General features: G+C 42.1%; 22 protein-coding genes, 1 other RNA gene and 1 other annotated feature. Of the genes, 5 read left to right on the forward strand and 18 right to left on the reverse strand.

Annotated features, from left to right (window positions below; translation table 11 throughout):
* Positions 1-288: 288 nt before the first annotated feature.
* The 10 genes from FN960_RS20290 to FN960_RS20335 all read right to left on the reverse strand — a co-directional run bounded on the left by FN960_RS20290 (position 289) and on the right by FN960_RS20335 (position 10,807).
* Positions 289-552, reverse strand: coding sequence for a pro-sigmaK processing inhibitor BofA family protein (locus tag FN960_RS20290; RefSeq protein ID WP_143850695.1), 264 nt, complete (start codon positions 550-552; stop codon positions 289-291).
* A gap of 69 nt (positions 553-621) precedes the next feature.
* The gene (locus FN960_RS20295) at positions 622-843 is read right to left on the reverse strand and encodes a YaaL family protein (protein ID WP_143850696.1); all 222 of its coding nucleotides are present in this window, start codon (positions 841-843) and stop codon (positions 622-624) included.
* A gap of 14 nt (positions 844-857) precedes the next feature.
* Positions 858-1,454, reverse strand: coding sequence for a recombination mediator RecR (recR, locus tag FN960_RS20300; protein WP_143850697.1), 597 nt, complete (start codon positions 1,452-1,454; stop codon positions 858-860).
* Positions 1,455-1,465: 11 nt separating this feature from the next.
* The gene (locus FN960_RS20305; RefSeq protein ID WP_143850698.1) at positions 1,466-1,777 is read right to left on the reverse strand and encodes a YbaB/EbfC family nucleoid-associated protein; all 312 of its coding nucleotides are present in this window, start codon (positions 1,775-1,777) and stop codon (positions 1,466-1,468) included.
* Positions 1,778-1,793: 16 nt separating this feature from the next.
* Entirely contained in the window at positions 1,794-3,503 is a 1,710-nt protein-coding gene (gene dnaX / locus FN960_RS20310) for a DNA polymerase III subunit gamma/tau (RefSeq protein ID WP_143850699.1), read from the reverse strand.
* Positions 3,504-3,638: 135 nt separating this feature from the next.
* An RNA gene (gene ffs, locus FN960_RS20315) (signal recognition particle sRNA large type) lies at positions 3,639-3,905 on the reverse strand.
* An 85-nt stretch (positions 3,906-3,990) separates the two neighbouring features.
* Positions 3,991-4,488, reverse strand: a complete 498-nt coding sequence (gene tadA / locus FN960_RS20320; RefSeq protein WP_143850700.1) for a tRNA adenosine(34) deaminase TadA — start codon at positions 4,486-4,488, stop codon at positions 3,991-3,993.
* Between the two features lie 105 nt (positions 4,489-4,593).
* Complete coding sequence (locus tag FN960_RS20325) at positions 4,594-6,177, reverse strand: glutathione ABC transporter substrate-binding protein (RefSeq protein WP_260682087.1); 1,584 nt, start codon at positions 6,175-6,177, stop codon at positions 4,594-4,596.
* A 572-nt stretch (positions 6,178-6,749) separates the two neighbouring features.
* Positions 6,750-8,360 carry a glutathione ABC transporter substrate-binding protein gene (locus FN960_RS20330; protein ID WP_143850702.1) on the reverse strand — a complete coding sequence of 537 codons (1,611 nt, stop codon included), beginning with the start codon at positions 8,358-8,360 and terminating at the stop codon, positions 6,750-6,752.
* 827 nt (positions 8,361-9,187) lie between these two features.
* Positions 9,188-10,807 carry a glutathione ABC transporter substrate-binding protein gene (locus FN960_RS20335; protein WP_260682088.1) on the reverse strand — a complete coding sequence of 540 codons (1,620 nt, stop codon included), beginning with the start codon at positions 10,805-10,807 and terminating at the stop codon, positions 9,188-9,190.
* Between the two features lie 336 nt (positions 10,808-11,143).
* Here FN960_RS20335 and FN960_RS20340 point away from each other — a divergent pair, with 336 nt between their 5' ends.
* The 4 genes from FN960_RS20340 to FN960_RS20355 are packed head-to-tail and all read left to right on the forward strand — an operon-like array spanning position 11,144 to position 15,044.
* Positions 11,144-12,043 carry an ABC transporter permease gene (locus FN960_RS20340; RefSeq protein WP_143850703.1) on the forward strand — a complete coding sequence of 300 codons (900 nt, stop codon included), beginning with the start codon at positions 11,144-11,146 and terminating at the stop codon, positions 12,041-12,043.
* An 18-nt stretch (positions 12,044-12,061) separates the two neighbouring features.
* Positions 12,062-12,982, forward strand: a complete 921-nt coding sequence (gene nikB, locus FN960_RS20345; RefSeq protein WP_143850704.1) for a nickel ABC transporter permease — start codon at positions 12,062-12,064, stop codon at positions 12,980-12,982.
* A 45-nt stretch (positions 12,983-13,027) separates the two neighbouring features.
* Positions 13,028-14,056: an ABC transporter ATP-binding protein gene (locus FN960_RS20350; protein WP_143850705.1), complete on the forward strand. Its 1,029-nt coding sequence runs from the start codon at positions 13,028-13,030 to the stop codon at positions 14,054-14,056.
* Positions 14,031-15,044 carry an ABC transporter ATP-binding protein gene (locus FN960_RS20355; RefSeq protein WP_143850706.1) on the forward strand — a complete coding sequence of 338 codons (1,014 nt, stop codon included), beginning with the start codon at positions 14,031-14,033 and terminating at the stop codon, positions 15,042-15,044. Before FN960_RS20350 ends, FN960_RS20355 begins: the two co-directional genes overlap by 26 nt.
* 487 nt (positions 15,045-15,531) lie before the next feature.
* Here the strand turns inward: FN960_RS20355 and FN960_RS20360 are convergent, their stop codons facing one another.
* The 7 genes from FN960_RS20360 to guaB form a co-directional block, all read right to left on the reverse strand.
* Positions 15,532-16,728 (reverse strand): NRAMP family divalent metal transporter, encoded by a 1,197-nt coding sequence (locus FN960_RS20360; RefSeq protein WP_143850715.1) that lies wholly within the window; start codon positions 16,726-16,728, stop codon positions 15,532-15,534.
* 141 nt (positions 16,729-16,869) lie between these two features.
* Positions 16,870-17,658, reverse strand: coding sequence for a carbon-nitrogen family hydrolase (locus tag FN960_RS20365; RefSeq protein ID WP_143850707.1), 789 nt, complete (start codon positions 17,656-17,658; stop codon positions 16,870-16,872).
* A gap of 18 nt (positions 17,659-17,676) precedes the next feature.
* Positions 17,677-18,951: a serine--tRNA ligase gene (gene serS / locus FN960_RS20370; RefSeq protein ID WP_143850708.1), complete on the reverse strand. Its 1,275-nt coding sequence runs from the start codon at positions 18,949-18,951 to the stop codon at positions 17,677-17,679.
* 64 nt (positions 18,952-19,015) lie between these two features.
* Positions 19,016-19,234: a binding site (T-box leader), on the reverse strand.
* A gap of 5 nt (positions 19,235-19,239) precedes the next feature.
* The gene (gene pdxT, locus FN960_RS20375; protein WP_143850709.1) at positions 19,240-19,827 is read right to left on the reverse strand and encodes a pyridoxal 5'-phosphate synthase glutaminase subunit PdxT; all 588 of its coding nucleotides are present in this window, start codon (positions 19,825-19,827) and stop codon (positions 19,240-19,242) included.
* 3 nt (positions 19,828-19,830) lie between these two features.
* Positions 19,831-20,715, reverse strand: a complete 885-nt coding sequence (gene pdxS / locus FN960_RS20380; RefSeq protein ID WP_143850710.1) for a pyridoxal 5'-phosphate synthase lyase subunit PdxS — start codon at positions 20,713-20,715, stop codon at positions 19,831-19,833.
* An 81-nt stretch (positions 20,716-20,796) separates the two neighbouring features.
* A complete protein-coding gene (locus tag FN960_RS20385; protein WP_143850716.1) occupies positions 20,797-22,092 on the reverse strand; it encodes a D-alanyl-D-alanine carboxypeptidase family protein in 1,296 nt (431 codons plus the stop codon).
* 159 nt (positions 22,093-22,251) lie between these two features.
* Positions 22,252-23,709, reverse strand: a complete 1,458-nt coding sequence (gene guaB / locus FN960_RS20390; protein WP_143850711.1) for an IMP dehydrogenase — start codon at positions 23,707-23,709, stop codon at positions 22,252-22,254.
* Between the two features lie 140 nt (positions 23,710-23,849).
* Between guaB and FN960_RS20395 the strand changes: the two genes are divergently transcribed.
* On the forward strand, positions 23,850-24,812 hold the full coding sequence (locus FN960_RS20395; protein ID WP_143850712.1) for a YaaC family protein: 963 nt from the start codon (positions 23,850-23,852) through the stop codon (positions 24,810-24,812).
* An 87-nt stretch (positions 24,813-24,899) separates the two neighbouring features.
* Here FN960_RS20395 and FN960_RS20400 read toward each other — a convergent pair.
* Positions 24,900-25,896, reverse strand: a 997-nt coding sequence (locus tag FN960_RS20400) for a hypothetical protein (RefSeq protein WP_221936820.1), incomplete at its 5' end; no start/stop codon positions are given.

A 25,896-nucleotide genomic window follows, 5' to 3' on the forward strand; every position in this document is an offset into this window, starting at 1 on the left:
TGAGATATCGTGTATCTCTTCGTACGCTTGGCTTCTGTTCAGTTTTCAAAGAACTTCCGTCGCTCATTTGGCGACTTGATTAATATACCACGAGTCACTGTATGAAGTAAAGACTTTTTTAAAAAATCTTTTTACACGTTCATTTTGTTCCCCGACAGCAAGAAATAATTTACCATGCCCACAATTAAAAAGCAACCACTAATTTTCATTTACCCGAAAGATTTTATAATAAAACATAAAAAACCCTCATCGCAAACATACGAATCAGGTTAGCACCTTCATATCGGCCTATAAAAGAAATTGTTTTACGGCAACAAGCAAAACCAGACCCGGCACACCTAATATCCCCGTTACAGAAGCAGTCACTGGATTAATTGGGATGTGTAAACCCGTCCAGCTCCCTGAAGCATTCACAAGAAATAATAAAAGGATACCAACTACTAATTTCACTGAAAGGTTGCCTAACAATCGTATAGGTCTCATCGGCGCTCCGACAGTAAGTAATAAAACAACGGCAGCTCCTAGCAAAGTAAACAGGATAAGCGGATCCATAACTCTCCCCCAATCATACAGCCTATACAATAGGGTATGTCCTATTTATAAAAAAAGAACAGACTGTCTTCACAGTCTGTTCATTCTTGCTTTTCGTATTCGAGCCTCTCTTAATAAAAAGGAGTACTTAGCCTCTGATAGCTTCATACGTGAGATAACATCATCCGACGGATCCACACTATGTTCAATCAGCTGCCTTTGAAGATCATAGCGCTCTTTTAACGTTTCTATATGATAAAACAGCTGATCATTTTCTTCCCTTCTCAGCTTTCCTCTTTTTCGAAAAAACAATCTCCTCGCCTGCCTTACAATTCTCGTCTGCCTTCTATGGCTCTAGATAACGTCACTTCATCTGCATACTCTAAATCCCCACCAACAGGAAGACCATGTGCAATTCTTGTCACTTTAATTCCCGTAGGTTTAACCAGTCGAGAGATATACATCGCTGTAGCTTCTCCCTCAATTGTTGGGTTTGTAGCGATAATAACTTCCTGAATCGTGTCATCCTGTAGACGCTTAATCAATTCCGGCACCTTAATGTCCTCAGGCCCAATACCCTCCATAGGGGAAATGGCGCCGTGGAGAACATGATATTGACCTGGATATTCGCGCATTTTTTCCATTGCCATCACATCACGTGACTCTTGAACCACACAGACCATGGATTGGTCTCGTGATTTATCCTCACAGATTTGGCATGGATCTTGATCGGTTATATTATGGCACACAGAACAATAGGTTAAGTTACGTTTAGCATTAACCAATGCTTTAGCAAAATCGAGAACATCATCCTCTTTCATATCCAACACATAAAAGGCTAATCGACTGGCTGTTTTAGGTCCAATGCCAGGTAATCTCATAAAACCGTCAATTAGCTTAGCTATAGGTTCAGGATAGTGCAACAGCTGACCTCCTAGAACATTCCCGGAATATTCATTCCTTTGGTGAATTTGCCCATGTCTTTTTCAACAAGCTCATCAACTAGCTTTAATGCTTCATTTGTAGCAGCCAGTACTAAGTCTTGTAGCATTTCAATATCGTCTGGATCTACAACATCCTCAGAAATGGTGATATCAAGAATTCTCTTGTCGCCACTTGCAGTGACTGTCACCATGCCACCACCTGCAGTTGCTTCAACCGTTTTTTCCTTTAGCTCTTCTTGAGCTTGTGTCATTTGTTTTTGCATTTTCTGCATTTGTTTCATCATGTTATTCATGTTTTTCATAATTATAGTCCTCCATTCATTTTTGGTCTGCCCATTCAATCAAGTCCTCGCCTACAAGCTTTACGGCTTCATCAACAAGCGGGTCGGAATCAGATTGATCTTCAGAAATTTCCTCAGCGCCTTCTGATTTTTGGTCCTTTACAAATTCATCCTTTGTTTTTGTCCATTGGGATTGAAGCAACGTAATAAACGTTGTTCCTTCACCTAAGACTTCGCCTAAGACTTCAAGCAAGGTATCTCTAAACTTCGTATCCATCATATCACGATGCATCTCATTTTGAAATGCTAACAGAATCGCAGTTGTAGACGCCGCAACAGGGCGACAGTCATTTAACCAAGCTGAGGCTGGAATACTTTTGGCTTTTAAACGAGCGGCAACATCTGGCCATTGTGTAGTTACCTGCTGAAGTCTTTGTTTCTCCGCTTTTTCAAGCAGCTCCTTCACTTGACCTACAGCCATTCTTGCTTGTTGCGGTACTTTACGAGGACGTTTAGTTGGAGCTTGCGCCCGCTCCTCTGTGGCCCCCGATTGAATCCCTTGCTTTTGTAGCTGGCTTAGCTTTTGTTCTAATTGAACAATCTTTTGTTCTAGCTCGGAAGGGGCACTCGAAGAAACCTCAACAGCTGCTGGACGATCTGCCTCTTGAAAATTAATCAACTGAATGGTAGCAAGCTCAATCAAAATTTTAGGGTGTGTAGACCATTTCATTTCCTGCTGGGTTTCATTCAAAACGTCAATTGCTTGATAGAGCCAAGCATGGGAACGCTCCTCTACCAGCTTTCTAAAATCCTCGTTTACAACTGCACGTTCGAGTAAATCTTCTGCATTAGGAGCCGCTTTAAATAGAAGCACATCTCGAAAATAGTAGAGCAAATCCTCAACAAACCTCTTAGGATCTTTCCCGTCTTTCAATACTTGGTCAATAAGCTGCAGTACTTCAGAGGTACGCCCTTCATTCAGTCCAAGCGCTACACCAGCTAAAGACTCTCTCGAAACAGCCCCAGTAATAAGACGAACGGACTCAGCGGTAACTGTTTCATCTGAGAATGAAATCGCCTGATCTAATAAGCTTAACGCATCACGCATTCCACCATCTGCCGCTTGTGCGATCAATTGAAGTGCTTCTGTTTCTATATCTACTTTATCTGCATTTAAAATTTCTTTCATCCGATCAATCATCGCAGCCGATGAGATTGGTTTAAAATCAAAGCGCTGACATCTCGAGATAATGGTTAATGGGATTTTATGAGGCTCCGTTGTGGCCAATATAAACACAGCATGTGGCGGAGGCTCCTCCAGTGTCTTTAGTAGGGCATTAAATGCACCTGTGGAAAGCATATGAACTTCATCAATAATATACACTTTATATTGAACATCACTTGGAGCAAATTTAACCTTATCCCGAATATCTCTAATCTCATCCACACCATTATTAGACGCCGCGTCTATTTCCATGACATCTACTATAGAACCATTTGATATCCCTTGGCAGGCTGCACACTCATTACACGGTTCAGCTACCGGAGCGTGTTCACAGTTAATGGCTTTGGCAATAATTTTGGCCGCACTCGTTTTTCCGGTCCCTCGTGGCCCAGAGAACAAATAAGCATGTGAGAATTTATTCTGAACAAGTGCATTTTGTAAGGTTTTAGTTAAATGAGTCTGACCTACGACATCCTTGAGCAGCTGCGGCCGCCATACGCGGTATAATGCCTGGTATCCCATGCTCCTATCCCGTCCTTTCCTTTACTCTCTACTATCTATTATAGACATTTCTAGTATCTTTTCATAGCTGGTAACGCCTCTCATGAAAAAAAGCAACTGCGACAGGCGCAATTGCTTAGCTTCTATGTATATATACCGTGCACCTTTTTTTGATCATACCATCCCAAGCGTTACCTGAGCAGTTAGCTCGATCCAGGCAACTCTGCGGCACACGGAAGGATTCACTTACTGCTGCTTCCTTCCGGACCTGACAGGGTTCATGAGTTTCCGTTGCGCAGAACCCAAATGTCAACACTACTTACTCAGGGCAGACCAAACGATGGCATGACCTAGAAAAGGGATTCAGTCTCGCTCTAGCGGATTGCGAGTGACAGGGCACCGCTACCTCCCCACCTAGCACGGCAAAGTTGATAATATAGTTAGGCATCCTTTAAGTGATGCATTCATCAGTATAAGTCATATAACTCGATAATGCAAGAAGGGTAATCTATTCGATTGCCTTCCTTTTTTTAGCTGCTCGAAGTTCTCGAAAAAACTCCGTAAGCTGTGATCCACATTCATCTGCTAGACAACCGGCAATCACTTCACTGCGATGATTAAAACGAGACTCTTCAAGGAGATTCATTAAAGTACCTGCACACCCTGCTTTAGGATCAGTTGCCCCGTACACAACACGCGGAATTCTCGATTGCACGATTGCACCGGCGCACATTGGGCACGGCTCAAGAGTGACATAGAGGGTGCATTCAGACAGTCGCCATGCTCCAAGCTTTTCACATGCTTTTTCAATAGCAATCATTTCAGCATGAGCGGCTGCGTTTTTTGTTGTTTCTCTTAGATTATATCCTGTTGCGATAACCTGGCCATCTTTTACAATGACAGCACCAATGGGGACTTCACCCAGCTCTTCCGCTTTGTTCGCCTGCTCCATCGCCTGCCTCATCCAATCTATATGCTCCTGGCTATACTCTGCCTGTTTCTCCATGCCATCCGCCTCCGATTCTACCATTCGTATCGTAGCAAATTCCACACGTCCATCGCAAGCACAAAAAAAGTCCGAGAGACATTGTCATCCCGGACGTATAATTCATTATTCTTCAATATATACTTCTTGTAGCCTGAAATCTCCACTTTGATGACGCCATAGATTTTTAACAGAATCTCGAATGGCATTGACCTCTTGCTTATGATGCGTATAAATTAATGGTGCCTCATCAATAAGAATATCCTGCACCTCTTTATACATCGCCATTCTTGCATCTTCATCCATTTCATGCTGAGCGTCCTCTAATAACTGATCAACCTCATCATTTTCTAAAAATGATTTATTACCAGCTGCTCCATGATTCATAGAGTGAAATAGTGGAGAAAGAGCATAATCTGCATCCCCAGTGGAAGCACTCCAGCCTAATACAAACATATCATGATCACCCGAGTTCGTTTGCTCTAGATACGCTCCCCACTCCATCGTTTCGGTGGTTACATCAATGCCAATTTTTCCGAGCTCCTGCTGTAAGTACGTCACTAAGTCAATGCGCTCACGTTTGTCATTGGTCCAAATCGACGTTTCAAAGCCATCAGGATAGCCCGCTTCTGCAAGCAATTCCTTTGCTTTTTCAGGGTTATACTCAAGTGGTTCAACTGTCTCATCAAAACCAATAATCTGTGGAGACATCGGTCCAATTGCCGGTATTCCGTATCCTTCTAACAAGTTATTAATAATCGCGTCATTATCCACCGCCATCGAGATAGCCTGACGAACGCGTTTATCATCAAACGGTTCCTTTTGCGTATTGAAACCGATATATTCAATACCCATACTATCAGATTCGATAATCTCCAAGCCCTCTGTTGCCTCTATTCGTGCTACATCTGATGGGCTGAATGGATCTGCCACATGTGCGCTACCAGTTTCTAAATCAGCAATTCGCGTCCCATCCTCAGGAACAGTTTTAAAGGTTACAGAGTCGAGCTTAGCTGGCTCACCCCAATAATCTTCATTATTTACTAGCTTAATTTGCTGACCTGTATCCCATGATTCAAACTCAAAGTAACCAGAACCAACAGGGTGACTATTAATGACACTTCCTGGTTCACTTCCACCCTCCATCGCTGCATAATCCTCTTCTATCGCTTTAGGACTAATCATACCTCCGCCGTTATGAGCAAAGCTATAGATAAGAGGGGCAAAAGGCTCCTCTGTTTTCACTTCCACTGTATATTCATCCACGACATTGACTTCAGATATATTATCAAAAAGATAGCCTCTCGGAGACGCAATAGCTGGGTCTGTGACACGATCGATATTAGCCTTTACCGCCTCAGCATTAAATGGCTCCCCATCGTGAAAGGTTACACCCTCCTCTAGTTCAAAACGAAGCGTTAAATCATCTACTTGCTCCCACTCTTTTGCTAGATTGTTCTGTATATTCATCTCGCCGTCAAAGAATACAAGATTATCATAAATATTAGAGGCAACATTACCCGATGGAACGTCATTTGCTAGATGTGGATCTAACGTGACTGCTTCGGCCCCCATATCAATGACTAAATCTCCTCCTTGCCCTTCAGCGGACCCCTCATCTTCTGAAGCTCCTGAGGTGCTTGTACTTGGTTCACTGGCACATGCCGTTAATCCCAGTGTTAAAAATGCGAGTAGAATATACTTTTTCATACGATACATCCTTTCAAACTCTTGGTAGTATTTTAAATTTTCTAAATAGATATCAAACAACTATACATTATTTTCTGAAAACGAACGTAAGAATAACAGATTGTTCACACAAAATAAGCCAAATCTCTTAGATATTCTACAATTATTAGAAAAATAACACTTCCATAAGATTACTGATGATATTTGTGACTCTTTCAAAGTAGCAATGAGGTCACTGAAAAAGTCAACTGAAAATGAGATCATTTGCACCGCTATAGGAGACACCTACGCTTTCCACGGGAACAGCCTTAGCCCTTGAAGTGGAAAGGCTCCACTTTAATGTCTCCAGACTCGTTCTGTTCCATTGGAGTCTTCGTTTTCTCCTTCCGCTTAAGTTCCCATTTTAAAAAATGGCTCAGGTACTCCTGCGGTAAGCGTGCCCGCTATATTTGGAGCGACGGACGAAGAATGAATCAAGAACCGACCTCTATCCATAACAACCTTAATTTCATTTACACATAAAATGGACTCAGTCACCTCTTTTCAACTCTAAAAAAGACCCTGGGTTTCCCCAGAGCCTTTTCAATCAAACATTAGTCAATATAAACGTCTTTCAACCAGAAGTCACCTGTTGGGTGGCGATATAGGCCGTGAACGTTGCTAGAGTAAGCATTTAAGTCTACTTTGTGGTGCGTAAACAGCATTGGAGCTTCATCAATGATTAACTGTTGTGCTTCACTGTATAGCTCGTTACGCTTGGTGTTATCCAACTCGTATTTAGCTTCAGTAAGTAATGCATCTACTTCTTCATTTTCAAAGAATGAACGGTTACCTTCTGCTCCAACGTTATCAGAGTGGAACAATGGTGCAAGAGCATAATCTGCATCACCAGTAGCTGAGCTCCATCCTAATACGAACATTTCTGTGTTACCTTGACCAGTTTGCTCAAGATAAGCACCCCACTCAAGAATTTCAATGTTTACATCCAAACCAATTTTCTCAAGCTCAGCTTGAACAAATGTAGCAAGGTCTTGACGCTCTTGTGTATCATTTGTGGAGATAGTGAATGAGAATCCATCTCCGTAACCAGCTTCAGCTAGAAGCTCTTCGGCAGCTTCAGGATCGTACTCAATTGGCTCAAGTGCATCATCATAACCAATAACTCCTGGTGCCATTGGTCCTTCTGCAGGAATTCCATAACCATTAAATAGGTTGTTTACAATATCTTCACTGTTGATCGCCATTGAAATCGCACGACGAACACGTACATCATCAAATGGTTCAGCTTGAGTATTAAACCCAATATAAGAAATGTTTAAGCTTTCTGTTTCAAGTAACTCCATAGTATCAGAGTTTTCAATACGGTTTACATCAGAAGGGCTTGTTGGCTCAGAAACGTGAGCACTGCCAGTCTCGATGTTCGCCAAACGTGTTCCACCTTCAGTTACTACTTGGAATGTTACAGAATCAAGCTTCGCAGGCTCATTCCAATAATCTTCGTTTTTAACTAAACGAATAGATTGGCCAGAGTTCCACTCATCTAGAGTGAATAGACCAGTTCCAACTGGATTCGGGCTGATTACAGAACCTGGATCAGCGCCACCTTCCATTGCAGCATAATCTTCTTCGATCGCAGCAGGGCTAATCATGCTACCACCGTTATGGGCAAAGCTATAAACAAGAGCAGCGTTAGGTTGCTCAGTAATAAATTGAATAGTGTATTCATCCACAACATTAATTTCTACAATGTCTTCAAACAAGAATGCACGTTGAGAAGCAATGGCTTCATCTGTGATACGCTCAATGTTTGCTTCTACTGCTTCAGCATTAAACGGCTCACCATCTGTGAATGTGATGTCTTCTCTTAAAGTAAATTCAAGAGTTGTTTCGTCAACTTGACTCCAGTCTTCAGCAAGACCGTTTTGAACATTCATATCTTCATCAAAAAATACAAGTGTTTCATAGATATTAGATTGAACATTACCAGAAGGTACATCATTTACAATATGAGGATCAAGAGCAATAGCTTCAGATTGTGTATCTATAACTAGATCGCCACCAGATCCTTCCTCAGTAGATCCAGTATCTTCACCATCTCCACCTGCATCTCCGCCACCATCTGGCTCGCTAGCACATGCAGCTAGACCAATACTTAATAAAAGGATTAGCATCCACATAGACAAGTGTTTTTTACTTGACTTCATTGTATTTCCCCCTTGAAATTATATTAATCTATTAATATTAATACACTATACACGATTTTATAGAATTGAACAAATATTTTTAAGATATTTTTTTATGAATACTTAACAATTTTCGTTAATTTTTATGCAAAACGTTGCCAAAAACGTAGATTTTTCAGTATTTTCGTTGTTTATTCCCTACTAGAGATTATTATTTAAAAATAGTATTTGTCAGAATATACGAAAAGTTGTATAAAAATGAAACATTTTGATTTTTGATTTTGATGTGCTTTATCAAGTCAAATAGAATTGAAATAATAGACCGCGATAAGCTGACACCTACGGGATGAAAAGGAAGCCACACAAAAAGTCATGTAAGAATGAGCTGAATGGCGCCGCTACAGGAGAACCCTACGCTTTCCGCGGGAACGGCTTCAGCCCTTAAAGTGGAAGTACGCCACTTCAATGTCTTCAGACGCGTTCTGTTCCGCAGGAGTCTACGGGTTCTCCTTCCGCTCATGTTCTGATCAAACAAATGACGAACGTGTCTAATTAAGGAAATGAAGGATATTTTATGTTGATAATAAGATTCACTTTCATATAAAGCTTCTTTTTCAATGGCCTCGATACAAAGGTTTAATGTGATACATCGACGTAGTCAGGTTAGCTCATTACCTTCCCTTGGGTAAGCGTGCCCCCATTTTCGGGAGCGGCAGCGAAGAATCCATATTCAGATGCCCTCCAATTTATACAATAAAAAGCTGAAAAATGAATGGAGAGACTCCAACATTCTTCAGCTTTTCTATTAATATATGATACTTCTGTTCTAACTACTTTTTAAACCGTGCTTAGTTATTGATTGTTACATCTTGAAGCATTAATCTTCTTGTTGGGTGCTGCCATAAGCCTTCTACACTATCACTAACACCTAATAGATAGTCTTCATGGAATAGTGGCAAGATGATCGCTTCATCTGCAAGAATATTTTGAGCCTCAATATATTGATCAAGACGTGCTTCCTGATCTTCGTTACGACGAGCTGCCATTAAGATTTCGTCCAACTCTTCGTCTTCAGTGAATGTACGGTTACCCGCAGAACCTTGTTGAGATGAATGAAACAGTGGGAATAAACCATAATCTCCATCACCAGTTACAGTAGACCAGCTAAGAACAAACATTTCCTGTTCGCCGTTTGCTGTTGACTCAAGGTATGAACCCCATTCTTCCATTTCAATGTTAGCCGTTACTCCGATTTCAGCCAAAGCCTGCTGAACATTCTCAGCAATGTTCTGACGCTCACGGTGATCACTTGTGTTAAATGTAATCGTTAGTTCACCTTCACCGTATCCAGCTTCCTCTAATAAACTCTTAGCTTCTTCTGGATCGTATTCAATGACATCAATGTTTTCGTTATAACCATATACTTTAGGAGCAAGCGGACTTCTAGCTTCTAGACCGTGTCCATCATAGATTCCATCAATAATGCTTTGTTTATTAATAGCCATAGAAAGTGCTTTACGTACGTTCGGATCATCAAATGGCTCTTTCTGAGAGTTAAAGCCAATGTACATCATCGCAACACTTTCAGTTGATTCAACATGCATACCATCTGTAGCTTCAATTTGAGAAACATCACTTGGGCTAAGTGGATCAGCAATATGAGCTGCTCCTGTGTTTAAGTCAGCGATACGTGTTCCATCCTCAGGGACAACACGGAAGGTAACAGAGTCAACCTTTGCTGGTTCACCCCAATAGTCTTCGTTTTTCACTAGCTTGACTTCACTACCTGGAGACCAGCTGTCAAATTTGAAGAAACCCGTACCAATCGCTTCCTCATTAATAACAGATCCTGGCTCTTCACCATTCTCCATTGCTTCATAATCTCTTTCAATCATATCGGCACTCATCATCCCGCCACCATTATGAGCTAGGTGAGCCGGTAGGGGTGCAAACGGATATTCAGTAATTAGACGTACTGTATAGGTATCTACTACCTCAACTTCTTCAATCATGTCATATAGAAATGCACGCTGGGAAGCGATCTCTGGATCTAAAATACGATCTAGGTTTGCTTTTACAACGTCTGCGTTAAATTCTGAATCATCATGGAATGTAACTCCTTCGCGAAGCTTAAACTCCCATGTGTTCTCATCAATCTGCTCATAACTCTCGGCTAGACCATTTTGCAGTTCAAGTTCTGCATCATGATAAACAAGTGTTTCATAGATATTAGACGCTACGTTACTTGAATATGTATCATTCGAGCCGTGAAGGTCTAGTCCTACGATATCAGAAGCCATTGAGGCAATTAGATCCCCGCCTTCTCCACCACCGTTATCAGCTGTTCCTTCATCACCATCTGAATCTGAGCCCCCCTCATTACCAGTTGGTTCATTTGCGCAGGCTGCCATTATTACACTAAATGCCAGCACCAAAGTTAGTAAAAATACCAATTTGGAATTTTTCAAGTTTTTTAACCCCTCTCACTTTTGTCTCTTTTCAGAAAATTACATAATCACTATACCCTAAAACTTGTTTAGTTTTCAATGACTTTCTTTACAAAGTTTTCTTTAGGTTCTAAAGTCCTATACATTCTATTCAGTGCCTACAAATCAACGTTTATGTCTGATAGCACTGTACAGAATATGTCAATTTCCAAAAATTAAACTGTAAGATTATTTTTCATTAATAGTTTTTTTGTTTTTTTATTTTCTGAACATGGTATAATCTATCAACGTGAGTATCAGGCTGGAAAAGGCTTAACATGTCACGATAAGTCTCCTAAAGAAAGGAAGTTAGAAGCTATGCAAGATTATCAACAACCATCCAATCAATATGCACCTGAAGCTGTTGAAAACCCACGTATTAAAAGCATGAAAAGCTTTTTTAAACGTTTGGGTCGAAACAAACCGGCTATGGTTGGAGCTTTTTTAATTTTGTTCTTAATTATTGTTTCTATGATAGGTCCACAGTTTACGTCACTTAACCCAAATAGCGGGGATTATGCCGTAAAGCTACAAGGACCCTCTGCGGATCATTGGTTTGGAACGGATCATCACGGACGCGATATCTTCACTAGAATTATTCATGGAATGAGTCTTACATTCTATGTAGGATTTTCATCAGTAGCCTTAGGGGCTATCGTTGGAACCATATTTGGGGTTATTTCCGGCTATTATGGTGGTCGCTTAGATAATATCATTATGAGAATTACCGATGTACTTCTTGCATTTCCAGGTATTCTACTAGCACTTGCAATTGTTTCAGTACTTGGACCATCTATGAATAATGTTATCATTGCTGTTGCTCTATTCTCGGTTCCAGTATTTGCTCGTATTGCACGTGGTTCTGCCTTAACGGTACGAAAGCTAGAATATGTGGACGCAGTGAAAGCACTTGGAGCCAGTGATTTCAGAATCATCTTTAAACACATTCTTCCGAATATTACATCGCCGCTTATTGTTCAAGCTACACTAAGCATTGCCACGGCGATTTTAACCGCGGCAGGTTTATCTTTCCTTGGGTTAGGGGCACAGCCTCCTACACCAGAATGGGGAGCGATGCTTGCTGATGGACGTAACTATATGTATGATGCCGGCCACGTAGCACTATTTCCTGGTCTTGCAATTGTTTTAGTTGTACTAGCTTTTAATTTATTCGGGGATGGATTACGAGACGCTCTCGATCCAAAACTTAGAGATTAGAAAGGAGAGCCGACTACCATGTTAACCTTTATTATTAGACGTCTAGTTCAGACGATTCCTGTGCTGTTTGGTGTAACACTGATTACCTTCAGTTTAGTTCATCTAATTCCCGGAGATCCTGCACAAATTCTTGCAGGGGAAGCTGCTTCAACTGAACAAGTAGAAGCGATGCGTGACCGACTAGGATTAAATGATTCGTACCCAGTACAATATTTCAACTATTTAAAAGATGTAGTTACTTTAGACTTCGGTAATTCTATTCGTAACGGTCGAGCTGTAGGGGATGAAATTGGTGCCAGGTTCTGGGTTACCGTTGAACTTGCAGTATATAGTACAATATTAAGTGTATTTCTTGGTATGATCGCCGGAATTATTTCCGCTACTAAACGTTATACATTTGCAGATACTTCTATTATGATTATTGCTTTATTTGGTCTGTCCATGCCTAACTTCTGGATGGGTCTTATGTTAATTCAATACTTCTCTATTAATCTTGGCTGGTTTGCTTCCTCCGGGTGGGGAACATTTAGTCAAATGGTCTTACCGGTTCTTACTCTAGGAACAACGGGTGCCGCCATCATTGCACGGATGACCCGCTCGAGTATGCTTGAAGTAATTGGGCAGGATTACATCCGTACGGCTCGTGCTAAAGGGGTTAAAGAACGCTATGTTATTTATCAGCATGCCCTGAAAAACGCGATGATTCCGGTTGTAACTGTCGTAGGACTTCAATTTGGTTCCCTTCTTGGTGGTACGGTTCTAGCAGAATCCGTATTTGCGATTAATGGAATGGGACGTTTAATAATTGATTCTATTCGTGCACGTGATTTCCCGATTGTTCAAGGTACAGTTCTTGTTGTGTCCCTCCTGTTCGTTCTTGTGAACCTGCTTGTTGATGTAGCATACCGTATGCTAAACAAACGAGTAGACATTAATTAAATTTATGCGTTTTTTACTATAAATGATAGGAAGGTGTGACTTCTTATGGGTCAAGACTCCATTATTAAAATCCGTGACCTTCGCACCTCATTCTTCACTCAGAATATGGAGGTTCGCGCAGTTGATGGCGTAACCTTTGATGTTCCTAAGGGAAAAACACTTGGTGTGGTTGGAGAATCCGGATCCGGAAAAAGTATTACTGCCATGTCAATCCTGAAACTGATTCAGAACCCAGGGAAAATTGTGGGTGGAGAAATTGAGTTTAAAGGCGAAGATTTAACGAAAAAAAGTGAAGGTGCCATGAGAAAGATTCGTGGAAACGAAATCTCAATGATTTTCCAAGAACCAATGACTTCATTAAACCCTGTGTATACAGTGGGCCAACAAATTGGAGAATCATTTAGAATCCATGAAAAACTCAGCAAAAAAGAAGCTTTGGCTAAATCTATTGATATGTTAAAGCTAGTTGGAATTCCTTCTCCTGAAAAGCGTGTACACCAGTATCCGTTTGAACTATCTGGTGGTATGCGTCAGCGTGTCATGATTGCAATGGCCCTTGCCTGTAATCCAGAGCTGTTAATTGCCGATGAGCCAACAACAGCTCTTGACGTAACCATTCAAGCACAAATTTTAGAATTAATGAAGGATCTGCAGGATCGTTTAGGTATGTCGATTATTATGATTACACATGACCTTGGTGTGGTAGCAGAAACCTGTGACTATGTAGCCGTTATGTATTGCGGAAAAGTAGTAGAATATGCAAGTGTGAATGAGCTATTCTCTAACCCACGTCACCCATATACAGTTGGTTTACTTGAATCCTTGCCACGTCATGACGTAGACGTTGAAGGTGAAGATTTAGCTGTAATCAGAGGTTCAGTTCCAAGCCCGGCTAATATGCCTTCAGGCTGCCGTTTTGCTCCTCGTTGCCCTCATGCCCGTGAGATCTGCAACACTCTACCGGATCTTATTGAAGACGAGAATGGCAATCAAATACGTTGCTGGATGTACACGGATGAGTGGGACAGCGAGCCGGAGGTGAAAGTGCATGACACAGAAACTACTAAGAGTTAATGAATTAAAACAACATTTCCCTATTAAAGGTGGAATGCTTGGGCGAACAGTCAACCACGTAAAAGCTGTTGACGGCGTTTCGTTTGATATACATGAAGGTGAAACAGTTAGTATCGTAGGAGAGTCTGGTTGCGGAAAATCAACAACCGGACGAGCCATCCTGCGTCTAGATGAACCAACAAGTGGTGAAATTGAATTCCAAGGTCAAGACTTATTGTCTATTAGCAAGTCTGATATGCGCAAAATGAGAAAGGATCTACAAATCATTTTCCAAGATCCATACGCTTCCATTAACCCGCGTCAGACGGTTAGACAAATTTTGAACGAAGCAATGGAAATTCAAAACGCCGTACCAAAAAAAGACCGTGAAAAGCGCATTAAAGAGCTAATGGACACAGTTGGTCTTGGACCACACCAAATTGATCGCTACCCACACGAATTCAGTGGTGGGCAGAGACAACGAATTGGAATTGCCCGTGCACTCTCAGTGGATCCTAAGCTCATCGTCTGTGATGAAGCTGTATCTGCCCTCGATGTATCAATTCAAGCTCAGGTAATCAACCTATTGAAAAAGCTACAGCGTGAACTGAAGCTAACATACTTGTTTATCTCTCACGATCTTGGTGTTGTTCGTCATATTTCAGATCGAGTGATTGTTATGTATCTTGGCCGCATCGTTGAAATTGGTGATAAAAAGTCAGTATTTGACCAGTCTCAGCACCCATATACAAAGGCTCTTCTATCTGCGATCCCAGTACCGGATCCAGAAAACAAAGCAAACCGTATCATTTTGAAGGGCGATGTTCCTTCTCCAATTGATCCGCCAGAGGGCTGTCGTTTCCATACACGCTGCCCATTTGCTACAGATAAATGCCGTACGGAGACACCAGAGCTTCGTACCACCGACTATCTGAAAGAAGGCCACATGGCTGCGTGTCATTACATGGAAGAAATCGAACAAGGTAAACGTGAGCCTGCATACACGTAAGAGAAAGAAACGGACGCTATGTCCGTTTCTTTTTTTAGGTTTGAGGGATATTTCTAGTGGTGTCATACACCGTTGCTTAAGTATTTGTGCCTTTGCTTGTATGTAGTGCTGTGGGTGGGTTCTTGGTAAGAGGGGTGTTTTTCTTGGTGCTGTTTTTCATGGTATAGGGCTCCTTCCTCTTGCTATAGCACTTTCGCTCTTGGTAACAGTGCTGGTCTTCTTGGTGCTGTGTCTCCTCCTCTTAGTAAGGCACTTTCGCCCTTGGTAACAGCGCTGTTTTTCTTGGTGCTGTGCTCCTTCCTCTTGGTAAGACACTTTCGCTCTTGGTCCAGTGCCTTCTCCTCTTGCTAGAGCACCTCGCCCTTGATAACATTGCTGCTCTTGGTTCTGTGCTCCCATCTCTTGCTAAAGCACCTTCACTCTAAATACATACTTCACCTCAAAAAAAAGAAACCGATGAGTCGGTTTCTCTTCAATCTATCCTTCATCATCCTGTCCATAAATCAATCATAGCCTCAATGGAAATGTAGCCTGCGCCAATTGTGAAAAGGATGGCAATAATTCCGAAGACGATAAGCCAGGTTGGATGATGATAGTCTTTAACTATTGATTTTTTACGCGAGGCAACCAAAATTGTTGTTAAAATGATTGGAAGGATCAATGCATTCAATGCACCTGCTAAAACAAGTAATTGAACGGGTCTTCCAATAAAAACAAAAATGATTGTTGAAATGGCGATAAAAATAGCGATAATTGCGCTGTTATATTTTTCGAAAAAAGGATGGAACGAGCGCAAAAATGAAATACTTGTATATGCACAGCCGATAACAGAACTAATGGCTGCGGCAAAGAGTACGACCCCAAATAATTTGAAGCCAATGTCCCCTAATGCAACCTGGAATACAGTTGCTGCAGGGTTCCCTTCATCAAGGGTATATCCTAATGTGACAACACCAAGAACGGCTAGGAACAAAAATACACGCATGACTCCGGTTGTTAGGATGCCGTAATTAGCGGCACGGCTAACAAAGCCAACGTTTTCCTTCCCAACTACTCCTGCATCAATTAATCGGTGTCCACCAGCAAAGGAAATATAGCCCCCCACTGTTCCTCCGACTAATGTAACAATTGGCAGTAGCAATGCACCATAATTATCCGGAAATACTGATTTAACAAGGACCTCTTGCATTGGAGGACTTGTACTAAACATCACGTAACCAACCATGACAATCATGATGATCCCTAGAACTTGCATCACTCTATCAACTACGCGCAACGCGTTACGAACTAGAAAAATACCAATAGCTATAGCCGCTGTGATAATAGCCCCTACCTCAACTGGAAGTCCAAAAAGCACGTTCATCCCGAGTCCTGCACCGGCAACATTCCCGATATTAAAGGCAAAGCCACCAAATACGATAAGAATCGCCACAAATAAACCAAGTCCAGGGAGAACCCTTCCTGCAATCTCCTGACCACGTAGACCGGTAACAGAGATCACACGCCAAATGTTTAGCTGAACCCCAATATCAATAATAATGGAGATGAGAATGGCAAAAGCAAAGCTCGCCATAAATTCGGCAGTAAACAATGACGTCTGTGTTAAAAACGCAGGGCCTATTGAAGAGGTTGCCATTAAAAAGATCGCACCTCGTAAAAATGTCTTACGCTCACGGTCACTCATGGTAGTGTGAGGCAACGAATTACCCAAATAGCATCCCTCTTTCTTTCTAATTTCATCCAGCTTAGTATGCTGCATTGCTGGAACAATATGAAGAATATTGTAGCTTTTTATCCAAGGGATGTCACTCTTTAATTATTTACATTAATATAAATCTGCTCGCCTACTTTTAAATACTGGAACATCCTGTCTGACTTGTGGTACTTGAGTAAGCTGAAGATTTATTGTCAGTGTTTCTTCTTGCTGCTGTGGAGCTTTAGCAAGTACCTTTCCTAATGGATCAATCACCATGGAACGACCAGCAAACTCCACCCCATCATGTGTTCCGATCACATTGCTGGAGACCACGTAGCATTGATTTTCAATCGCTCTGGCTGCTTGAAGAGCCTGCCAATGTGATGTACGAGCTTCTGGCCACTCAGCGACGATATGAAGCACCTGTGCCCCTTCTAGCGCAAGGGCTCGTGTAAGCTCCGGAAAACGCAAATCATAACAAATGATGATCCCCATTTTTATCCCGTCGAGCTCAAATACCTTCGCCAGTGTCTGCCCTTCTTGCAAGTATGCGGGCTCATTTAGCATGGGTACTAAATGAACTTTATCATATTCATATACCAGCTCTCCCTGCTTGTTTACAACAAGTGCTGTGTTATAAATGCCATCGTTCTTTTGATTGGCCACTGAGCCGCCAATAAAATGAACCTGGTGCCTCTTAGCTAATCTCTTTAAAAAAGGAAGTGTCTTCTCAAGGTTCTTTTCAGCAAGATGATGAAGGTCCGACAGCGCATAAGCTGTCGTCCACATCTCTGGTAGGACTAAGATGTCTGGTTTGTCTTGCTGTGCCATCACCATATCCGTCCACTGCTCAATTTTTTCATAATTAGCATTGGGGTTACCTGGTACAAGTTCAATCTGACAAATGCCGTACCTCATCTTAGTACCTCCTTTGGTTTACTGAATGCTTTTCTTTCCACCCATATAAGGCTGCAGAACTTCCGGAATAGCAATGCTGCCATCCTCCTGCTGATAGTTCTCTAAGATTGCTGCCACAGTACGTCCTACAGCAAGCCCAGAGCCATTTAATGTGTGTACATGCTCGGCCTTCCCTTTTACGTCACGTTTAAAGCGAATGTTTGCACGACGGGCCTGGAATCCCTCTACGTTACTGCAAGAAGAGATCTCACGGTATTCGTCGTAACTCGGGAGCCATACCTCTAAATCATATGTCTTGGCTGCTGTGAAGCCCATATCCCCCGTACACAATGTAAGAACTCGGTAAGGAAGATCTAAAAGCTGTAGTACCTTCTCTGCGTGCTCCGTCATTTTTTCAAGCTCAGCATAAGAATCCTCAGGCTTACAGAAGTGTAGCATTTCAACTTTATTAAACTGATGCTGACGAATTAATCCTCTGGTATCCCGTCCTGCAGAACCAGCCTCAGAACGGAAGCAGGCGCTGTAGGCAGCATAGCGTAAAGGCAGCTTATCCCCTTCAATAATTTCATCACGATATAAATTCGTTACTGGCACTTCAGCAGTCGGGATCAGGAAATAATCCTCCTCCTGAATTTTAAATGCATCCTCCTCAAACTTAGGAAGCTGTCCTGTGCCAAGCATGCTATCACGGTTTACCATATATGGAGGGAGAACCTCTTCATAACCGTGCTCATCTGCATGGAGATCCATCATAAAGTTAATGAGAGCACGCTCAAGACGTGCACCTAGCCCTCGATAAAAAACAAATCGGCTACCTGTCACCTTACCTGCACGTTCAAAATCAACGATGCCAAGATTCGTTGCTAAATCCCAATGGGGTTTTGGTTCAAAATCAAAATATCTAGTTTCTCCCCACCGCTTAATCTCTTCATTTTCTTCTTCTGAACCACCGACAGGTACACTCTCATGCGGAAGATTTGGTAGCGTATATAAAATGCTATTTAACTGCTCATCCACCTGATGAAGGCGCTCATCCAGTTTTTTTATGAGTTCAGATACTTGCTTCATCTCTGTGATCAATTCATCTGCATTTTCTTTTTCCCGCTTAAGCTTTGCCACCTCTTGAGATACTTGATTTCTGCGGCTTTTTAATTCTTCAGATTCAACAATTAAGGCCCTTCTTTCGCTATCTAACTGTTCAAATTGATTTAAGCCCTCTAAATCTGTCCCACGAGTACCAAGCATTTCTTTCACTAGTGCTAACTCTTTTCGTAATTGTTTTACATCTAACATCTTATTTCCTCCTTTTTATGTGTGTAAACTAAATAAAACTCCCGCCACTCCTATACAGACGTATAGAAGGGACGAGAGTTTAACCCGCGTTGCCACCCTAATAGTCCTCTCTACTCAGAAAGAACCGCTCAAAACCTGTAACGTAGGTGAGACGGAATGATCTACTTAACGTTCAACCATTCACTCCAGGGGGGATTCCGTCTGTGTTTGCTCCGGTTCGCACCAAACACCGGCTCTCTGCGCCAAACAGTCAAAACGTACTAGTCCCTATCAACATGTTGGAAACATTTAATTGGTTACTTGTTTTGCTTCTCTCACCATTGTAGCAAAAAATTGATGCAAACGGAAATCATCTGTTAATTCGGGGTGAAAAGAGCAGGTAAGATAGTGACCCTGTCTTGCGGCCACGATTTCTCCATTATATGTGGAGAGAACCTCTACGTGTTCACCAACCTCTTCAATGAGAGGCGCCCGAATAAAGACAGAACGTAAGTCCTCAGCCACTCCTTGAACCTCAAGCGTTGTTTCAAAGCTTTCCCTCTGGCGACCAAATGCATTCCGCTGCACACGCATGTTCATGAGACCAAGATGTGCCGCGTCCTGTCCTACGATCTCGTCCGCCATCAAAATTAATCCAGCACATGTTCCAAAGATTGGCTTTCCACTCTCACCAAATGCTTTTAATGGTTCAAAAAAACCATACTGATTAATGAGACGGCGCATTGTGGTACTCTCTCCGCCAGGAAAAACTAAACCGTCTAGCTCGTCTAGCTGTTCTGCTTTTTTGACAATGATGACTTCTGTATCCTCTGCTTGAAGACTACGCACATGCTCTCGAACCGCCCCCTGCAAAGCTAATACGCCTATCTTTATCATGACTTACCAGCCACGCTCCTGCATACGATCAGCTGGTGCAAGGGTTGAAATCTCAAGCCCTTTCATGGCTGTTCCTAAGCCCTTAGATACATTGGCAATCAATTCATAGTCCGTAAAGTGAGTGGTAGCTTCCACAATCGCTTTGGCGAACTTCTCAGGCTGATCTGACTTAAATACACCAGACCCTACAAAGACACCGTCTGCTCCAAGCTGCATCATTAACGCTGCATCTGCAGGTGTAGCTACACCACCAGCAGCAAAGTTTACGACAGGGAACTTGCCTGTTTCCTTAATTTCAAGAAGTAATTCATAAGAAGCACCAAGATTTTTCGCTTCTGTCATTAATTCATCCTTCGACATATTCACAACCGTTTTTATTTGTGCCTGCATCATACGCATATGACGAACAGCCTCAACAATATTTCCTGTTCCAGGCTCACCCTTTGTACGGATCATTGAAGCCCCTTCGCCAATACGACGAGCAGCTTCACCTAAATCACGAGCCCCGCACACAAAAGGAACAGTAAAATCACGCTTATATAAGTGGTAGACTTCATCTGCAGGAGTCAGAACTTCACTTTCATCAATATAATCAACACCCATTGATTCAAGCACACGTGCTTCTACGATATGACCAATACGAGCTTTTGCCATAACCGGGATAGATACAGCATTCATAACATCCTCAACGATTTGCAGGTCTGCCATTCTTGCTACTCCACCAGCAGCACGTATATCTGAAGGGACACGCTCAAGAGCCATTACCGCTACGGCTCCAGCTTGCTCAGCGATTTTTGCTTGTTCAGCGTTAACCACATCCATGATCACGCCGCCTTTTTGCATTTCTGCCATTCCACGTTTTACTACATCTGTACCAGTCTGACTCATCACCTTGTCCCCCGCTTCTATAGTATGTTGTTTATTATGTCATGTTATAAGCTATTTGTATATTTGATTAGAAGACCTATATTAGAACCAGCCTGTCACTGTATCTGATACAGATGTCCAAATGCCTGAAAAGAAGCTTCCAATTCCACGCATACTCATCGTGAACCAGCTTGCTTGTTCTACTTCCTGATCCGCAACAAGTGACGCTGAAGTTGATTGGCTGTCATAGAGGTATTGCTCTTCTTCCTCACCACCATAGACAAGGCTCACTTCTCCAACCTGCTGCCCTTCCTCGAGTGGTGCTACAAGCTCTCCATCCTCTAAAAGATCTTCTGATAAATGAACCTCAGGAGTGTAGAGCTCATCTTCGTCATTTCTGACTACAGCTGTAAGAGCAGCAGAGGTTGAAATGGCTACCTCCTTCTCTTTACCTCCTGTCACAGGAACAACATCTTCGCCTTCAGGCTTATAGCCTTCAGGGAGTAATTCCGCCTCATGGAAATTATCAAAGCCAAAATCAAAAAGCTTTGCTGTTTCATCAAAACGGTCGTCCCTAGTATCCGCACCCATCACAACAGAAATTAATCTCATATTTTCGCGAGTCGCTGTACCAGTAAAAGAATTTCCAGCTGCCGAAGTAAAACCTGTTTTTAATCCATCGGCCCCTTCGTATTCATGAGCTGGATCTACTCCCGGAATCATCCAGTTCCAGTTGCGCATCTCAATCGTTTCATCTTCTCCAGCCTGGAACTCCATTTCTGGAATGCTAGCTGTGTCTAAAACCTCTGGATAATCTTTCAATAAATGATAGGCAAGCTGGGCAACAGATTTAGCTGAAAGCTCATTCTCAGCATTTTCATCTGTCCCTTCTGGATGGTTCCCTGCCAAGTCACTATTATTCAAACCACTTGAATTAACAAAATTGTAGCTCTCAAGACCAAGCTCTGCTGCTTTGTCATTCATCATTTGCACAAAATCCGCTTCAGAGCCAGCCAAATGCTCAGCTATGGCAATGGTTGAGGCATTAGCTGAATAGATGGCTACAGATTCATACAACTCTTTCACTGTATATGTATAATCCTGTCTAAGCGGGACATTAGATAAGGCGGTTTGTAATGAAAGTGCTCGTACATGGTCACTAATGGCCACTTCATCATTTTCACTAATTGTACCTTCACTTAATGCTTCTAAGATTAAGTATTCACTCATCATCTTAGTCATACTTGCAATGGGTAGTTGATCATCTATATTATCTGCATGTAGTATCTTTCCTGATTCTGCGTCTACTAAAATGGATGCTGATGCATCAACATCTACAGCAGCCTCCGCTGTCTGCGGGCTAAGCCCTATGGATAACGCCAGCGATGCTGCCATCATACCAAGTAATACCTTTTGTTTTGCTGGCTTACTCAAACCTTCCACCTCCGCTATTTTTAACACAGAGGTAATTTTATCATATGCACGTACAAAAAAATAGATAGAGTTAGACTCTATCTATTTGAAATACATTACAATTTAACGACATTATTCAGCCTTTTATACTGAATAGTTTGGCGCTTCTTTTGTGATATGAACATCATGCGGGTGACTTTCACGTAAGCCAGCACCACTGATTTTGATAAATTCACCTGTCTCACGCAAATCAGTAAGAGTGGCTGTACCGCAATACCCCATACCCGCACGAATTCCGCCGACCAATTGGTGAATGGTGTCGCTTAATGGACCTTTATATGCAATTCTTCCTTCAATGCCTTCAGGAACCAGCTTCTGATTATTTTCTTGGAAATAACGATCCTTACTTCCTTTTTCCATCGCGCCAAGTGAACCCATACCACGGTAGACTTTAAACTGACGTCCTTGATAGATTTCACGATCACCAGGACTTTCAGATGTTCCGGCAAGTAGGCTTCCAAGCATGACAGCATGTCCTCCAGCCGCAAGAGCTTTTACAATATCACCAGAGTATTTAATTCCTCCATCAGCTATGATTGGCACTCCGTGTTTACGAGCTTCCGTTGCGCAATCATAAATGGCTGTAATTTGTGGTACCCCAATTCCAGCAACTACACGTGTCGTACAAATGGAGCCTGGACCAATACCAACCTTAACTACATCTACTCCAGCTTCAATCAGATCGCGTGTACCCTCTGCTGTTGCCACGTTCCCAGCGATAATTGTTAGAGAAGGGTATTGCTCACGAACCTGACTAATACGTTCAAGAACCCCTTTAGAATGACCATGGGCCGTATCAATGACAATAGCATCCGCACCAGCTTCGACAACCGCCGATATACGCAGGTCAGCATCAGCCGAGACACCAATAGCGGCTCCCACTAGTAAACGACCTTGTGAGTCCTTTGCTGAATTTGGAAATTCAATAACCTTTTCAATATCTTTAATCGTAATAAGACCTTTAAGGATCCCCTCATCATCCACAAGAGGGAGCTTCTCAATCTTATATTGCTGGAGAATTTTTTCTGCATCTTGTAATGTAGTGCCTACCGGAGCAGTAACTAAATTGTTTTTTGTCATGACATCATCAATGGTAATAGAGTAATCTTCAATGAAACGAAGATCACGATTCGTTAAAATACCGACCAGCTTACGATTTTCATCAACAATTGGTACCCCTGAAATTCGGTATTTCCCCATTAAATGCTCAGCATCAAAGACTTGACGGTCGGGAGTTAAATAGAATGGATTTGTAATGACTCCACTCTCAGAGCGCTTTACTTTATCAATCTGCTCAGCCTGCTCCTCAATCGACATATTTTTATGAATAATACCTAGGCCGCCCTCTCTTGCAATAGCAATCGCCATCTGAGACTCTGTTACCGTGTCCATACCAGCACTAATAATAGGAATATTAAGCTGCAAATTGTCCGTTAACTTTGTTTTAACAGATACATCACGAGGTAAGATCTCTGATTTGGCAGGTATAAGTAATACATCATCAAAGGTTAAACCTTCTTTTTGAAATTTTGTCTCCCACATGATTACAATCATCCTCCCAAATATAATAATTCCGAAAAATATTATTAGTAGCGTAACAATTGGACAAACTACTGTCAAGAAAAGGCGTTAAGTACAACTTTTCTGAATATACACACGATATATTGAAATGAGTGATATCCATGTTTCATGCTCTTATTCCTTTTGAATCCATTAGCTACACTAAGCGATTTTTGACAAATTGCTATGAGAAACAGAGTTACGCTCAAGCTCGTAAATTAAGCTATCACACAAGTTTTTCATTTATTTACCACCTACAACAAGGACGCCTTTATTTTGAACAAGCACGCACTGCCCCTATCCAGATTCAGCCGGTGCTATTATTTTATGGAACAGTTCAAATGCTAAAGGCCTGTGTGTTAACATCCGATCCATTTTACCCGGAAAACTCAGCCATCCTTGCCCATGGAGTTACAACAAGAAAAAGAAAAAAACAAGGCTACCGTTTTTTAGACGATGAAATCAAAGTGCAGAAGAATGGTCTCTTTCTCCATTCTCTTAACAAAATGTTTCATGTGAAACAGCCAGCAACAGAGAAGTATAAAATGATCTTTTTATTTAAACAAATTTCTGAAATGCACTCACTCTTTTCGACTATCTATAACCAAACCATCAGTCTACCTGTTACCCACCGCCCTCAATCCTTTAGCGTCTCCTCTATTCTATTGGATGATTTACATATGACTGCCAATCGATTCGGATTATTTTTAGAGCAACAAGAGCAAAAGCCTGGACTATGGTTTAATCGTCAGATCGGTATCCAAACAACTAAACAAAGTTTAACTATCCCCCTCAACATTAAGCCCACTCTCTATCAAACACCTCCCTGGCTGACATCAAAGGGGGGCCAGCACAGCATACTGCGTAAACGAGAAGATCTTTGTACTTTACCGGAGCTTTCTATTCATTATCTCTTGTTGTACAACCTGAGTATGATCTGCCGTTACGAGGCTGAGTGGTGGGGTGAGTTGCTTCACACCTTTGATGGAGATGACCTTCCCTTTATCAAACAATATCTTTTTATCGCAAAGGATAAGCTCCCTTTTCTGTTTGAATATTATTTTACGTTAAAGCTGGAGGATTAACTTAAGGATAGGCTAGAGGAGGATTTTTGGCAGGATGGATGTTTTGGTTAGAGGTTCTTCTCTTGGTAAAACGGGTGTCTCTCTTGGTCATGTGCTCTTCATGAGGGGCGCTTGCTCTTGGTATCGCTGTCGGGCGCTTGGTAAGGAGCACGGTGTTCTTAGTGATAAGCTCACTCCTCTTGATGACCTGCTAGTGATGCTTGCGCAGCGAGCTGAGTAGAGGTATCTGCTCTTTCTTGGTAAATCTGATTTCTTCTTGGTGCGGAGTGAATTCTTCTTGGTAAGGCGTTCTTGCTCTTGGTAAACCAGGCGTCCCTCTTGATGATGGGTGAATAGTTCTTGGTAAGGCGACCTCACTCTTGGTAAAGCATGCTTTCTTCTTGGTATTAATCTCTTCTTTCTTGGTGCGGTGGTTTTGTTCTTGGTATGGTGCTCATTGTTCTTGGTGATGGAGGTAGTCTTCTTGATGATGGGCTTTCCTTCTTGGTAAAGAAGGTTCTGCTTATGAAGTTGGTCGTGAGCTCCCCTTTGGAGGAAGGCGGTGGACTTCTTCTTAATAAATCTATTTTCCTCTTGGTGCGGAGTGGGTTCTTCTTGGTAAGATGACCTGGCTCTTGGTAAAACATGGTTGGTTCTTGGTATGAATCGCTTCTTTCTTGGTGAGGTGATTTTGCTCTTGGTATGGTGCTCGGTGTTCATGGTGATGGGCTTATTGCTCTTGATATGCTTTCCCTTCTTAGTAAAAAAGGTTCCGCTTATGAACTCGATAGTGAGCTTCTCTTCGTAGTTAGGCCCTCTGCTGCTTCTTGGTATATCTGCTTTTCTCTTGGTGCGGTGGAGATTCTTCTTTGTATGGACCTCTGGTTCTTGGTACAACAGGGTTCTCTCTTGGTGACGGATGTATAGTTCTTGGTATGGCGTCCTGATTCTTGGTAATGGGAGGATTGCTCTTGCTATGAATCGCTTCTTTCTTGGTATAGTGAGGTCGCTCTTGGTATTGAGTTCTTCCTTCTTGGTAAAGAAGGTTCTGCTTATGAACTTGGTCATGAGCTTCTCTTCATAGTTAGGCCGTCTGCTGCTTCTT

Source organism: Alkalicoccobacillus porphyridii, assembly GCF_007293315.1.
In the GTDB taxonomy this organism is placed as follows: domain Bacteria; phylum Bacillota; class Bacilli; order Bacillales; family Bacillaceae_D; genus Alkalicoccobacillus; species Alkalicoccobacillus porphyridii.